At 60.3% G+C, this 13,597-nt stretch carries 12 protein-coding genes and 1 pseudogene; 8 read left to right on the plus strand and 5 right to left on the minus strand.

Translation table 11 applies throughout. The features are described from left to right. The first annotated feature begins 1,170 nt into the window (after positions 1-1,170). Together AC0L3N_RS12495 and rpoN are read left to right on the plus strand one after the other, a co-directional pair. Positions 1,171-1,704 carry a redoxin family protein gene (locus AC0L3N_RS12495; RefSeq protein ID WP_473494385.1) on the plus strand — a complete coding sequence of 178 codons (534 nt, stop codon included), beginning with the start codon at positions 1,171-1,173 and terminating at the stop codon, positions 1,702-1,704. A 179-nt stretch (positions 1,705-1,883) separates the two neighbouring features. Then, entirely contained in the window at positions 1,884-3,293 is a 1,410-nt protein-coding gene (rpoN, locus tag AC0L3N_RS12500) for an RNA polymerase factor sigma-54 (RefSeq protein WP_473494384.1), read from the plus strand. Here rpoN and AC0L3N_RS12505 read toward each other — a convergent pair. From AC0L3N_RS12505 to AC0L3N_RS12520, 4 genes and pseudogenes are all read right to left on the minus strand, one after another. After that, complete coding sequence (locus AC0L3N_RS12505; protein ID WP_473547889.1) at positions 3,272-3,913, minus strand: nitrogen fixation protein NifQ; 642 nt, start codon at positions 3,911-3,913, stop codon at positions 3,272-3,274. The genes rpoN and AC0L3N_RS12505 overlap by 22 nt on opposite strands. A 681-nt stretch (positions 3,914-4,594) precedes the next feature. Next, the gene (locus AC0L3N_RS12510; protein ID WP_473548067.1) at positions 4,595-5,179 is read right to left on the minus strand and encodes a nuclear transport factor 2 family protein; all 585 of its coding nucleotides are present in this window, start codon (positions 5,177-5,179) and stop codon (positions 4,595-4,597) included. Positions 5,180-5,338: 159 nt separating this feature from the next. Beyond that, positions 5,339-5,515 (minus strand): annotated as a pseudogene (locus AC0L3N_RS12515) (ferredoxin); the annotation flags it as partial. Beyond that, on the minus strand, positions 5,506-6,723 hold the full coding sequence (locus AC0L3N_RS12520) for a cytochrome P450 (protein ID WP_473547891.1): 1,218 nt from the start codon (positions 6,721-6,723) through the stop codon (positions 5,506-5,508). The pseudogene AC0L3N_RS12515 and the gene AC0L3N_RS12520, both read right to left, overlap by 10 nt. A gap of 439 nt (positions 6,724-7,162) precedes the next feature. Between AC0L3N_RS12520 and AC0L3N_RS12525 the strand changes: the two genes are divergently transcribed. Next, entirely contained in the window at positions 7,163-7,444 is a 282-nt protein-coding gene (locus AC0L3N_RS12525; RefSeq protein ID WP_473547892.1) for a hypothetical protein, read from the plus strand. A gap of 623 nt (positions 7,445-8,067) precedes the next feature. On the opposite strand, the gene AC0L3N_RS12530 is transcribed toward AC0L3N_RS12525, so the two are convergent. Beyond that, positions 8,068-9,129, minus strand: coding sequence for a hemin-degrading factor (locus AC0L3N_RS12530; RefSeq protein ID WP_473547893.1), 1,062 nt, complete (start codon positions 9,127-9,129; stop codon positions 8,068-8,070). A 318-nt stretch (positions 9,130-9,447) separates the two neighbouring features. Between AC0L3N_RS12530 and AC0L3N_RS12535 the strand changes: the two genes are divergently transcribed. The 5 genes from AC0L3N_RS12535 (at position 9,448) to AC0L3N_RS12555 (ending at position 13,594) form a co-directional block, all read left to right on the plus strand. Next, complete coding sequence (locus tag AC0L3N_RS12535) at positions 9,448-9,768, plus strand: HesB/IscA family protein (RefSeq protein WP_473488626.1); 321 nt, start codon at positions 9,448-9,450, stop codon at positions 9,766-9,768. A gap of 181 nt (positions 9,769-9,949) precedes the next feature. Next, the gene (nifS, locus tag AC0L3N_RS12540; protein WP_473547895.1) at positions 9,950-11,149 is read left to right on the plus strand and encodes a cysteine desulfurase NifS; all 1,200 of its coding nucleotides are present in this window, start codon (positions 9,950-9,952) and stop codon (positions 11,147-11,149) included. 148 nt (positions 11,150-11,297) lie between these two features. After that, positions 11,298-12,203: a beta/alpha barrel domain-containing protein gene (locus AC0L3N_RS12545; protein ID WP_473547896.1), complete on the plus strand. Its 906-nt coding sequence runs from the start codon at positions 11,298-11,300 to the stop codon at positions 12,201-12,203. Beyond that, a complete protein-coding gene (gene nifW, locus AC0L3N_RS12550) occupies positions 12,187-12,564 on the plus strand; it encodes a nitrogenase stabilizing/protective protein NifW (protein ID WP_473547897.1) in 378 nt (125 codons plus the stop codon). Before AC0L3N_RS12545 ends, nifW begins: the two co-directional genes overlap by 17 nt. 181 nt (positions 12,565-12,745) lie before the next feature. Further along, positions 12,746-13,594, plus strand: coding sequence for an electron transfer flavoprotein subunit beta/FixA family protein (locus AC0L3N_RS12555; protein ID WP_473547899.1), 849 nt, complete (start codon positions 12,746-12,748; stop codon positions 13,592-13,594). Positions 13,595-13,597: the final 3 nt, after the last annotated feature.

Here is a 13,597-nt window from a genome sequence, read left to right on the forward strand (position 1 = left end):
CGGTCCACCTGAGTCGGAATGGGCTAGCCGAGATGGAAGCGCGTCGTGCTCGACAAGAGGGGAATCGCTAATGATCTGACGGGAGGACCCCTGAAGGGCGCACGTTGTCCTGATGTTGCAAGGTGTCAGGGCAACGGCTTCACCTTCGCGATTAGCATGTCCGCCAGCTTCATGGCATCGAACTCGTCCCACTGGCGGAGCCGACGAGCTTGGGAGGTAGGGCGTAATCTGCTCTTCATGGCCGTTTGAAGGTCAGGCAGCGTATGTTCAGCAACCGCGAGCTAGCCAGACCCGTCAAATCTTCGGCCTTGAATGCCGACGTTAGGGCGCACCCGAGGCTCTCGCTCGAATTGCGGAGGTCCCACCCACAGGATCATCGACCGCAATTTACGTGCCCGGTTGGCGCTCCGTTTGCGTTGCGCCCCTTGCCGCTAGCCAGCGGCGGCTTGGCGACCTTTCGGTCGGCCTTGAGACAATTCTAGTTCCGTTTCCGACACAGAGGTTTCGATGGGCGCGCACGGCGAAGCCAATTGGAACGCTATGATCGTGGCCGAGCCAAATTCCATCCTCATCCACTCTGGACCATGACTATTGCCGAGAGCGGCCGCCATGAAGTGCTGCCACAGGCGTGCATTCGCGTCAGTCATGCCTCTGCGAACACGGCTACGGCGCACACTGTGCCCCTTCGCTGCGGTGATGCCCGCGGCTGCGCCGTGGGCATGGGCATGCGCTGTGTGGTGCAGCGTTTGCCAGCCGGCGGAAGCGCAAACATCCGCGCTACACCTGACGGCTATGGCGCGCATCCGGCTTGGCGAAAGACGTCGTCCGAGCGGGAAACTTGGGTGCAGAAGCAGCTTCATTGCAAATGGCACGCCTCTTGCTGCTCGTGCGCAGAGCCCATTGAACACGATGAAAGCCGATACCGAACCATGGCTGGCACACGAAGCTCTAAACGATCGACAAAGGCGGCGGTGGTTGTCCTCGCTGAGCACTGGGCATCGCCCGGTTTGGAGATCCGAACATCTGGAGCCGGGCCGTTTCCCATAGACCCGAACGGGGAAAGGATCGGGAGCCGCGTAGGCATTGTCTCGCGCCCGGCAGCACCCCAGCGCGGTATGCGCCAGCCTCAGTAAAATTCAGTGCGCCAGTTTCTTCAAAAGGAGCAAGTTGATGACCGGTCAAAAGAAGGTCCCATTCGTCACATTTCTCACGCGTGTTCGCGATGATTCAGTCCAGGGGCCAAATCCATACCGTTGGGAACAAAAAACATCCGACGACTACTTTGCCGACAAACGCGTCATCCTGTTCTCCCTGCCTGGCGCTTTCACCCCGACCTGCTCGACCTACCAACTGCCCAATTTCGAAGATCTCTACGAGGATTTCAAGAAAGAAGGAGTTGACGCGATCTACTGCCTCTCGGTCAACGATGCCTTTGTCATGAATGCATGGGGAAAGTCCTTGGGGCTGCAGAAGGTCGAGCTGATCCCGGACGGGTCTGGCGAGTTCACGCGCAAAATGGGCATGCTGGTTGCCAAGGACAATCTGGGCTTCGGTATGCGCTCCTGGCGCTACGCGGCTCTGCTCAATAATGGCGTGGTGGAGCAGTGGTTTGAGGAGGAAGGTTTCTCCGATAACTGCGAGACCGACCCCTATGGCGTCTCATCCCCGCAGAACGTCCTTCAATCATTGAAGGACGCTGCGTGACCTGGTGCACATCGACCATGCGCAACTGCGTTTTGGACGACACTGTGCGCAAAGCGCAAAGCTCTGGAGCGCGCGTCCCGTGAGGTCGTTCAAACGTGACGCGGCTTAGAAGCGTCGACCTGTGAGAGATCTAATTAGCCACGGCCAAGAGCTTCTTTGACAGGAATACCGAACTGACCATGAAATCGTCCTTCAGCCTACTTCAGAAACAGTCTCTTGCGGCATCGCCTCAACTCATCGAGTCGATTCGCCTGCTGCAACTGACGCATGCCGAACTGCATCAGTTCGTGGACCAGGAGCTCGAGAAAAATCCGCTTCTGGAGCACGCGCCAAACGACGAAGGCCGGTCTGGCGAGGTTGAAGGACCGACCTGGGCAGGGTCCCCGGACCTGCCCAGACAAGGGAAATCCCAGTCCAACACGACGAACACCACGCCGGGCGAGCGTCCTGCCTATGAGGAGTTTGTCGCCTTAGCCGAAACGTTGCACGACCATGTCGCTCGTCAGATCTCCCTCACTGCCTTCACACCGCACGAGCGGCTGATTGCTCATCAGCTTGCCGGGCATCTGGATGACACTGGCTATCTTCGGGTAAGTCCTTCGGACTTGGCTGACACCCTAAACGTCGGTCTGGCCCATGTGGAACGGGTGCTGGGCGTCTTGCAGCACCTCGATCCACCGGGAATTTTCGCACGATCGCTCAGCGAATGTCTCGAGATACAGTTGCGCGAGCGAAACCGGTTCGACCCGGCGATGGCGGTTTTGGTTGCCAACCTTGAGATGCTTGCGCGACGCGATTTTCAGACATTGAAGCAGCGTTGCGGCGTCGATGAAGAAGATCTTCTCGACATGCTGCAGGAAATCCGTGCGCTTGACCCCAAGCCTGGAAACACTTTCCAGTCGGGAACGCCGGAATGCGTTATACCGGACGTATGGGTCCTGCGCTCGCCAGGAGGTGGATGGCAGATCGAACTTGATCCGAACACGCTGCCCAAGGTGCTGATCAACCAAAGCTATGTCACGGAGGTTTCCTGCCGAGCCGCCAAAAAATCGAAAGACATGACGTTTCTCAATGAATGCTTGCAAAACGCGAACTGGTTGATCCGCAGCCTCGATCAACGCGCCAAGACGATCCTTAAGGTTGCGACAGAAATCGTGCGCCAGCAGGATGCCTTTCTGGAATATGGCGTCGCCCATCTACGGCCCCTCAATCTCAGGACGGTCGCTGACGCGATCAACATGCATGAGTCGACTGTAAGCCGGGTGACCTCGAACAAGTACATGGTTACCCCACGCGGCGTGTTCGAACTCAAGTATTTCTTCACTGTCGCGATCGCCTCCTGTGAAGGCGGTGACGCGCACTCCGCCGAAGCTGTCCGCCATCGGATCAAAGCGATGGTCGCCGAAGAATCGCTTGATAACATGCTTTCTGACGATGACATCGCTGACCGGCTCAAGGAATGCGGCATAGATCTCGCTCGCCGCACGGTCACCAAGTACCGCGAGGCGATGAATATTCCCTCCTCCATACAGCGCCGCCGGGAAAAGCGCTTGTGGCGCGACGGCGATCAAGGCCTCAAGGCCTCGTGACCAAAAGCGGCCTCCAAATCAAATGTGACGCGTTCTTCACATTCGCCCTCCTCCGGGCCGAAGCAACCGTCGAAATCGCTACATTCCCGGCAATTGGGCGCAGAGCATAGCGAAAACCCTTCGGCCTCACAGAGTCTGCGGTAAAAGTACTTCTTCCATTTCATGTTTCGGGTATTGCCGGCCGCAAGCATCGGAAAATGCGTGGCAAGCAGGCGGTTGAGCTCGGCCCGATTGAGAAGACCAAGATCCTGCCAAAGATGGTCATCGCGCATGGCGCGCCGGGCGACAATCTTAGCGAAGCGCGCGCTCGCCGGGTCGCTCGGCCGGGCATGCGCCAGCAGAAGGCCGCGCAGAAGTTCTTCCTCCATGCCCCGCTCAGGATCGCTGACGTCTTCCAAGGCTAAGGCCGCCATAGCGGTTGCGGACAAACCCAGGGGCAGGACCTCGCGCAGCTCGGCAAGGGAAAGCCCTGTTGACTCCGTCGCTGTCGCTTCGCCAGCCTCGACCTCCTTGAGCGCACACGAGAGAACGCAGGCAAGGACATGCTCGTCGAACCCCCTCTCCGGCTCGACGGTGGGGCATTGGCCGGCGCCGACACATGCGTCTTTATGGACGGACATTACCGTTCTCCTGGTCGTTAGTGTCAGCGGCCCTGCCGCGAGCACATGGGTCAGATTTCGGGCACGCGCCGGCGCAGGCTGAACGCAACGCAGCGGCCGGCCGGTCGACCGCCATGACTACGCCTTGAGCTCGCCTTCGAAGTCACCGCGCTACCGTCGCAATCGCGAGGACTTCACTCTGGGTTAGACTCGGTGAAGGGACCGCGCTCGAGCAGACCCCTTCAGCAGCGGCATTACGCCGTGCAAGCAAAGCCCTCGGCAGGTGAGATATTCGGGCAGCCCGTCAGGAGCCGTCCAGGGTGACGAAAGCGCTATTCATCAGAGGCATTTAGAGGATCCGGTCATGAGCGGCGGGTGGACGTTCGTTATACAGTCTGCACGGCATTGCGAACTCAACCCGCGCATGACCCAGCGCGTTGTTGATGGCGGGAATGGTCTGGTCGAACCACAATTCGGTCTGGCAGCATTGTCCCTGGTCGAAATCTCCCAACTGGGTCTGTAACACGATCTGATCCGGTTCAGGATCGATGAGCGGCTCTGCTAAGCTCCAGCAAATCTATGCAGACCGGCGTCCTCGGTGCGCTCATGGTTTCAGAGCAGAGCGCTGTCGCGGTCACGCCGTCGCGGGGTCCCTGCCGGCCATCTCTACCTTGCAGGTGTCGCGGTGGCGTTGGAAAGTTATCATAGTCCGTAGTCCCAATGATGCGGTTGCGAAGCTATGAAGGCATCGTCATGAGAAGCAATGCGACGCTTCCCGAGCGCATAGATTGGATCGTCCGGATACGGTGCTCCAATCGGCTGTCGCGGGCCGAAGCGTTCTGCCTCCAGCACCGACGATGGGATCTGCTCCTCGAGCCAGTCATAGACAACGGTCCGTTCGGCAATCCGCCACTCCCCTTCCCTCTTTTGAAACAGATCGCAGTAGCGCCCGCATAGAAACATCTGGCGCACTTCTCCGTCTTTGTCCGGTCCGCGTTGCAGCGCGGTGAAATAGCTCTCGACCGTGGCCTCTGCCGCGTTGATGAATTCGATTAGGATGTTCGTGATCTGATGGATGTTGCGCGGTCCAGTCTTGAAGACATCGAGCGCAAACCGAATGAAGCCCTCGGCCGGGCCGCGATACGCCCCGTGGCTGTCATGTGCGTCGGGCCAGTACGCACTGCGCAGCACCGCCTCATCGGCGCGGTCTGTCCCGCGGCAATACCGATAAAGGCAGTCGCGGATCGCCTCACGGTCGAGCAGTTCGACAATTTTTGCTTGGCCCATCGGGTCTGTCGCAAACTCCGTGGTTCTGACGTGTTCCGGGGCCTCTGTCTTCGGTTTGGGGGTGGTCTCCGAAGCAATTCGCGCAGCGGGTGGATCGTCGATTTCCAGCGCAAGTTCGGGGCAGGATCGCACCCCATCCGACGCAAGCACTTGCTCCCCGTCCGCAACCTCGATGTCACCGGGGAGGATGTAACCCGCCTCATCCAGCTTGAAGACTGCCGGCGCTCGCGCCGCGCATTGCGCATGACCCTGACATCTGGCTTGGTGAACGATGATGCGCAAGGCGACCTCCAACGTCTGTGCCCCGGCTTCAGGCCGGGCTAGGTTTAGCCCCACTCCAGGATCAGATTTTCAATCCCGAACAGTTGGCCGCCATGGGTGATGGGTGCTGTTCCCTCCTTGATCCGAAAGGGCGGCAGTCGTGCCAGCCACTCCTCCAGGCCAATGACAATTTCCCGCCGGGCGAGATGTGAGCCAAGGCAACGGTGGGGACCATAGCCAAAGGAGGCGTGGCGGATGCCTTCTCGGGTCAGGTCGACCGTGTTGGGAGATTCGAATTCCGCCGGGTCACGATTTGCAATCATGGTGGCGCAGGAAACAAAGTCCCCCTTGCGGATCGGCGCGCCTTCGAAGTCGATATCTTTCCGTGCCACGCGGATTAAATGGACGGTCGGAAAGGCGCGCAGCAGTTCTTCGGCTGCGAGCACGATCCGGTCCGGTTCTTTTCGGAGCAATTCCTGATCTTCCGGGTTTCGCGCGAGGTAGGCCAAGTCAAAGCCTATGGCTGTAGCGACCGTGTCGAGCCCGGCCACCAAAACGAGCACGCCAATGCCACGGACCTCCTGGTCTGTCAGCCCGCGGCCCTCGACCTGCGCCTGCACAATGAAGCTCATGAAATCGTCGACGGGCTTTTTGCGGCGCATCGCCGCCAGCTCGTCTATGAACGCTACAATCGTCCGAGCCGCCGCCGGCCGTCTCACATCATCGCCGTGGAGCAGATCTCTCGCCCAGGCAACAAACGTCTCAAGGCGGTGCTCCGGCAGTCCGATGAAGCGAAGGAAGATGCTGACTCCGAAAGGGTAGGCGAAATCTTTCATCGCGTCGCAGCTTGTGCCCGAAGAGGCGATCCTCGTGATAAGCGTTATCGCTCGCTCGCGGATGGCGGGCTCCAGTTCCGTTACACGCTTCGGCGAAAAGAGCGGATTGAGCAATGAGCGAAAGACTGCATGGGAAGGGGGATCGAGTTCGAGCGGGATCGTCGGCCAGTCTTCGCCCAGCGCGGATGCGAAGACGTTGCGATGACTGGAAAAGTTTTCGGTCTCCTGCAGCACCCGGCGCTGATCTGCGGCGCGAGTGATGACCCAAGCACCCTGCCCCGTACGCGTGTTCCAGGGCGAATAAAAGATTCGCGGTCCGGCATGCACGCAAGCGACTGCTGCGTGCGGGTCGCCGTTGGGCGCCGGAGCCATGCCTGGCGACGAAAAGAGGCTGAAGTCGCCCACCATTTCCGGCGGGACATGATCTGGAACCGGGTTGATCGCCATTTGGTTCTCCTGCGTTCAGGCGTTTACGCGCTCGGCTGAGATCGCAAGGCTGTTCGTCACCGCTGGGCTACGCGACGCACCGCCGACACGCCTCCGATGACAAAATCGAGCAAGTTGCGTGCCGACTAAGCGCACCATTGGCGCTGCTCATATCTCCGTTGTAGCGGCCCTTCTGAGGCTAACCTTGGTACGAATTTCGACATTCATGACTGTTCCAGACACGACAAGGTTTGCGGAAAAGAAAGCTAACGACGAGCCGAGTGAAGAGGCTAAGTATCGAACGAGGTCACCTGCGAGAGAGGGTGTAGCTCGGCGGTAGCGAAGCCGCTCGCGAGCGCGCCCTCTACAAGCGCTGTAGCGAGCGAGCGGCTTTGCGGTCGTCATCGATACTTCGTCGGTAAGGTCGGGTTGCTGACCCAACTAATTCGAAGGACGATCGATGACCGACGACATGGTGAACCTGCGCGCTCGTGGAGAAGGCTCCGGATCCCGATCTCTTGCGCGAGATGATTTGTATGCGGTCGAGCGCCTGAGCGAGCCGGAGATCGGGGCCGCGATCAGCCGCGCCTATGGCAAGAACAAGGTCCACGTCCGCCGGCGCCGAGGCCATCAGGGCGCCCGCAAAATAGCTCACTGCCGAGATCGGCAGCCCCACATACTTCTGTGTCAGGATCACATCGGCCTGGCGATGGCGATCGCCTTGTCGGGCATCTGCTGGTAGCCGGAGAAATCCTCGACCGCACTGGTCGCATCGGCAACCTGGCCGTTGACTGCTGTGTTGCTGCTCTTGGCAAGAATCTAGCCGCGCTGAGCCGATAGCGCGAACAGGATGCGCTAAGCGTTCTTTGATAATGCGGGCTGCTTTGGGGCGTGTTCAGCTTTGCATCCGTCTCGGACGCTAGCTTTTCGAGCTTGGCATGAGACGCCGAGGGCTCTTGCCGGCGAAGGATCATTCGAGATGCCTTTGTGGAGGCCGTCCTCTGGAATCTTGACGGAGGGACCAATCGACTTCACTTCGAGCAATTCCTCCCGCCCGCTGCCGTACATCTGGGATGTTGGACAATTGACCGACAACACACCCGTCCGGGCAGCTGACGCATTTGCCTGCATTGAGTAGCTTTACCGCGGGGTTCAGGTTGTGGCTCATCGCAACGGGAGCAATGATGGCGATCCTCGCCAAGCGCGGTGGCCCTCGGGAATGGCGCCTCCGATCGAGGTGATCCTCGGCGGGCCGCAAAAGGCAGCTGTGCCCTCGTTGGCCTCGGCAGGCAAAGCGGTGGTCAGCAAATCCAGAGTAGCGGCGCATGCCGAGCGAAACGGGAATCGATATGCATTGGCCTCACCTCAAGCGGCGGTTGAACGGGGAATGCGCGGCAGGTTCTCGGCCAGTAGCCGCCAGTCGTGGCGCTCGGGTTCGCCTTCCTTGCGCGTCCCGAAGAACTGGACGATCATCTTGCCATTGGCGCCATAGGCTTCGAGTGACGTGACGTGACCGTCCCTGGTCGGCTTGCGCACGGCCCAAACCTCACGGATGTGGTGGGCCCTGAGATGCAGGTGGAAAGTCTCGTCGAGCACATTGATGCAAGGCCCGATCTGCTTGACCGACTTGATAGGGCCGGAATGAATCTGGATGCAGCCACGATTGCCGACGAAGCACATGATCGGCATCTCGTCCTCGGCCGCACGATGGAACATGGCGCCAACGGCAGCATTGTCGAGCAGCCAGGCGTAATCCTGGCCGACCATGCGCACCGCCTGGCGGCGGCTGAGGTTCAGGGCCTTCAGCATGCCGAAAAACTGGTGCACGTCGGTCAGCCGGCTCCAGTGCTCCCGCAGGTCATCGACTGTAGCGGCTTGGTCCGCAATCTTTGCGACGTTTTCGGCTGACCTCCCCTTAACCGACACGATCGGCTCCTGGTTCGAGGATTGGAGCTCGTCTGTCAGTTTTTGATAGGCATAGAGGTTGGAGGACGACCTCAGATGCACCTTGTGCACTGCCTCGCCTGCGGCGTCGAAGAATTGCAGGCTGCGGTGGATCTCCCCGCCATCGCGTGTCTCGACCGCAAAGCCGTGCGCCCACACGTTCGAGAAGATGCGCAAATCAATGTCCTTGCCGAGCACCATGGCGTGACGCTTTCCGGTGAACACCTTATCGTAGATCCCTATCTTCTCATGCACGGCACTGGCATTGCGGGTCAGCGCCATCACCTCGCCGACCGCCTCGAGACCGGTCAGCATATCATTAACGCGTGGCTGGATGCGCACCGTGCCAAAACCGCAATGTGCCGCAAAAAGCTCCGCTTCCGAAATGCCCAATTGGGCGGCGAGATCGCGGTCGCGGATTGTAGGGCTGTCTTCGCGTGCCCGCCGGATTCTCTCCGGCGAAGGTTTCTCGCGCTGGTGCATGTCTTGACCCCTGGTTGCGCATACTGTCGGTTGGGCGTCTTCGCCCTCGCCAAAAAAGAGCTCAAAAGTCGTGCCAATTGCTCGAAGCGCTCGGAAACCGACTTACATGCCAGTTCACAGGGAACTTGAGCTCATCCCCCTGTGGCGGTCTCGACAAATCCGACAATACCTGTCGATTGTCCGACGCCTTCGCGGTAACAGCCGAACCAGAATCGTGGCCGCGTTGGCGATGTCGCACTGTCCGGAAACGGTTTTTCCCATTGGCACGGTCCATGCACGGTGATGCCCAAACCGTCACGCACTGAGGAGAAACGAGCGATGATTACGCTCACCGACAAGGCCGTTGCCGCCGTTAAAACCGCTCTTTCCAAGGCTAGTGAGCCGGCAGAAGGCTTTCGCATCATGGTCGAGGCCGGCGGCTGCTCCGGCTTCAAATACTCGATGGGCCTGGAGAGCGTCCCGCGCGAGGGCGACGCGATCATCGAGACGGATGGGATCAAGGTGTTCGTAGACGCCGGCACCCAGCCGCATGTAGCCGGCATGGCCGTCGACTTCGTCATGGGTCTCGAAACCTCCGGCTTTGTCTTCGACAATCCGAATGCGAGCGGGAAGTGCTCCTGCGGCAAGTCCTGTAGTTGATTGCCGAAGAAGGAGAGAGGGCGCCTGAGGTGAGCTTGTCGGTGCGATGGCGGCCCAATCTGCGCCAATCTGGGGGCCACCTGCACCGCTTCTGGATCGTCTCCGCCAGCCACGGCATGCGCAAGGCTCGATGCGACCGGGTTGCGCCTCACGTCATTCGATCCATTGAGGACCATAGCCCATGAAAGTTGTTTATCTCGACAACAACGCTACGACACGGGTCGATCCCGCGGTCGTTGAAGCGATGTTGCCGTTGCTTACGGATCAATTCGGCAACCCTTCGTCGGCGCACGGTTTTGGCGCCCTTGCCGGCGCCGCGTTGAGCAACGCGCGGCTTCAGTTGCAGGCGCTGATCGGCGCGGAGTTCGACGATGAGATCACCTTCACCTCGGGTGGAACGGAAAGCGACAATGCGGCCATTCTTTCGGCGCTCGAGGTGATGCCTGACCGAACAGAGATCGTGACTTCCGCTGTCGAACATCCGGCTGTGCTGACCCTCTGCGCTCATCTTGAGGAGACGTGCCGCGCTAAGGTGCACAGGATCCCGGTGAACCGCCATGGCCGGCTGAACGTCGACGCTTACCGGGCCGTCCTCAACCCGAACGTGGCAATCGTCTCGATCATGTGGGCCAATAACGAGACTGGTACGATCTTCCCCGTCGCCAAGCTCGCCGAATTGGCCAAGGAAGTCGGCGCCCTTTTCCACACTGATGCCGTGCAGGCAGTCGGCAAGCTCCCGATGGACCTGAAATCAACCGCCATCGACATGCTGTCGCTCTCCAGCCATAAATTTCATGGACCAAAAGGGGCCGGCGCACTTTTCGTCAAGCGCGGCGTGCCGTTCCAGTCCCTGATCAAGGGGGGTCACCAAGAGAGCGACCGGCGCGCGGGCACCGAAAACACGCCCGGCATAGTCGGGCTCGGCATGGCCGCCGAACTCGCCTTGAAATTCATGGATGCCGAGACCATGCGGATAAAGTGGCTCCGCGACCGGCTGGAGAACGGGCTTGTCCAGCGTGTCCCAAACAGCTTCGTCAACGGCGATCCCCTGGAGCGCTTGCCGAACACCGCAAACATGGCCTTCGAAGGTATTGAAGGCCATGGAATCCTGCATCTCCTCGACCGCGAGGGTATCGTCTGTTCCTCCGGGTCCGCCTGCACATCGGGCTGTGCGGAGCCAAGCCATGTGCTGAGGGCGATGAAAATGCCACATGGGGCGGTCCGCTTCTCTTTCGCGCGTGACAACGGACAAGAAGAGGTGGACCGGGTGCTAGAGGTCTTGCCTTCAATTGTGGAGAAGCTGCGCGACGCCCACAGTTCCGGGTCGAATATACGGAGCGCCGAAGGCCTTCAATGCGTACCGGGTCTCAGCGGCAGATGAACCGGCGTCCATTCATGAGCAGTCGGGTCTTCCTCAAGGATATTTACCCTGCACGAGGGCGAGCAGGCACCCGGCGTTGCCTTGACGGTGTCGGAAAGCTTGCGATCGAGATCGACGCAATTGCGCCGTGGTCGCACGGAGTGTCCCGGTGCGGCTCACGGCATGGCGCCGGATGACCTCACGGGATCTCCATGCATCGGTCGAGAGCGGCGTCCGCGCCCTCAATCTGTCGTTGCCTGCATCGGATATCCAGCTTGCCACCAAGCTCGGGCTAGTCCGGGAACGAGCGCAAAAGCTCATCGAGCATATGGTCGGGCGCGCGGCCGCCAGCGGCTTTTTCCTCGCCCTGGGCTCTGAGGATGCTCGCATACCAGCCCAGGACTATCTCTCCCGCCTTATTAAGACGGCGGCGCGCGCCGGCGCAAGCCGCGTCAGCCTGGTCGATAGTGTCAGCGCCCTCGATCCCCTTTCGACCTTCGAGCTTGTCACCCCGCTCGCCGCGAAGTCTCCCGTCGACCTCGAATTCCATGCGCATAATGATCTCGGCCTCGCTACCGCCAACACGGTGGCCGCGTTCCGCGCCGGCGCGCGCCATGCCTCGGTCGTCCTTGGAGTCGGCGAGCGCGCGGGCAATGCCGCACGCGAAGAGGTGGCCGCCGCGATGGCTGTCCTTCAGGAGGCAGATACCGAAGTCGGCCTCCCCGCATTGCCCCCCTTGGCGGCCGGGAGACCTCGGGCGGGGCCGAGCGCCAGGTCGAGGGCCAATCCGGAGACAGTCAAGCCCATCGCGCTCGGGCCCTGCGGGCCCTTGCGTCAGCCCACCTCGCTCGCTTCCAAGCGGGGCCGGCTGCCTCCATGGAGATCGACCAGTTGTACCGCGCGCGACGTCCGGCCTCGGCACCGGAGGCAGTTGTGTCGACGAGGCGATTGCCGCGCTGGCTTAGCGCATTCGTTCATCAAACCGCGGCTTTCGAGGCTGCATGTCGAATGTGCGACCAACGCACCAGAACCACCGTTTCCGACAAAGGGAGAACGCAATGAGTTGTTCCGCTGACAGCAGTCCCATCGACGTCACCAACATCCTCACGCGACTGAAAGGCCTGTCGTCCGCGGAGGAGTTCTTCGCTGTCCTTGGCGTCTCGTATGATCCGAAGGTGCTCAATGTCTCACGGCTGCATATCCTCAAGCGTGTGGGCCAATACCTTGCCGAGGAAGATTTCTCCGGTCTGCCCGACCAGGTGATCGCCGCGCGCATGCGCGCCATGCTGGAACGCGCCTACGAGGAGTTCGCGCTTTCCTCGCCGCTCACGCACCGGGTTTTCAAGGTGCTGAAAGACCACAATCCGAACAAACCTCACACGCCAGGCCGCACATTCGTTCCATTCGACTCCGTCCTGAAGCGGTTCGGCGAATAAACGCTACATAGTTGCGACGCGACAATGTCGACAAGCCGACAATTCGGGCACCGAAACCGGGGGCCTCTGAAATGATCAATGGAATTTAAAAGGAAAGACGCTCGCAAAACACTTGGCACGAACAATGCAAAAAGAACTCGCACCGCCAGCTCGCATCGGGATAACAGCGTAGAGAACGCCAATGCACATTGTCGTCAGCATTAAGCAGGTGCCGGACTCGGCACAGATACGGGTCCATCCGGTGACGAACACCATCATGCGTCAGGGTGTGCCGACCATCATCAACCCTTACGACCTATTTGCCCTGGAAGAAGCACTCAGGCTACGCGACGCTTATGGTGGGGAGGTCACAGCGCTCACTATGGGTCCACCCATGGCAGAGGACTCCCTGCGCAAGGCGCTCGGCTACGGCGCCGATCGCGCAGTGCTTTTGACCGACCGCTATTTTGCCGGTTCCGACACACTGGCGACCTCCTTTGCTCTTTCCCAGGCAATCGCGAAGATCGGCGAGACGTTCGGCACGCCGGACGTGGTCTTCACAGGCAAACAGACGATCGACGGCGACACCGCCCAAGTCGGGCCCGGCATCGCCAAGCGTCTCGATCTCCTTCAACTCACCTATGTCGCGAAAATCGCCTCCATTGATCTTGCTGCAGGCGAGATCACGGTCGAGCGCCGATGCGAGGGCGGCACCCAGAAGCTGAAGAGCAGGCTGCCTTGCCTCATCACCATGCTGGAAGGCACGAACGAGATGCGCCGGGGCTCGATCGAAGACGCCCTTTGCGCCGCGCGCAGCCAGATTGTGAAATGGAGTGCGGCCGAGGCCGGCATTGAAGATCTAACCAAATGCGGCTTGCGTGGCTCGCCGACGGTCGTCAAACGCGTTTTTGCCCCTAGCGCCCGTTCGGAAAAGGCGGCGCAAATTGAGATCGCCGAAAAGACGCTGCGCGACGCCGCAGACGAACTGATTGGTGCAATCTTCACCCGCCAGCCGGCGCTGGAACCGGAACTCGCCTTCGAGGCCGCGTGACGG

The sequence above is a fragment of the Mesorhizobium sp. WSM4807 genome (assembly GCF_055811615.1).

Coding starts and splice junctions, on each gene's coding strand:
- AC0L3N_RS12495 (WP_473494385.1), top strand. CDS start 1,171: ATGACCGGTCAAAAGAAGGTCCCATTCGTCACATTTCTCACGCGTGTT.
- rpoN (WP_473494384.1), top strand. CDS start 1,884: ATGAAATCGTCCTTCAGCCTACTTCAGAAACAGTCTCTTGCGGCATCG.
- AC0L3N_RS12505 (WP_473547889.1), bottom strand. CDS start 3,913: ATGTCCGTCCATAAAGACGCATGTGTCGGCGCCGGCCAATGCCCCACC.
- AC0L3N_RS12510 (WP_473548067.1), bottom strand. CDS start 5,179: ATGGGCCAAGCAAAAATTGTCGAACTGCTCGACCGTGAGGCGATCCGC.
- AC0L3N_RS12520 (WP_473547891.1), bottom strand. CDS start 6,723: ATGGCGATCAACCCGGTTCCAGATCATGTCCCGCCGGAAATGGTGGGC.
- AC0L3N_RS12525 (WP_473547892.1), top strand. CDS start 7,163: ATGACCGACGACATGGTGAACCTGCGCGCTCGTGGAGAAGGCTCCGGA.
- AC0L3N_RS12530 (WP_473547893.1), bottom strand. CDS start 9,129: ATGCACCAGCGCGAGAAACCTTCGCCGGAGAGAATCCGGCGGGCACGC.
- AC0L3N_RS12535 (WP_473488626.1), top strand. CDS start 9,448: ATGATTACGCTCACCGACAAGGCCGTTGCCGCCGTTAAAACCGCTCTT.
- nifS (WP_473547895.1), top strand. CDS start 9,950: ATGAAAGTTGTTTATCTCGACAACAACGCTACGACACGGGTCGATCCC.
- nifW (WP_473547897.1), top strand. CDS start 12,187: ATGAGTTGTTCCGCTGACAGCAGTCCCATCGACGTCACCAACATCCTC.
- AC0L3N_RS12555 (WP_473547899.1), top strand. CDS start 12,746: ATGCACATTGTCGTCAGCATTAAGCAGGTGCCGGACTCGGCACAGATA.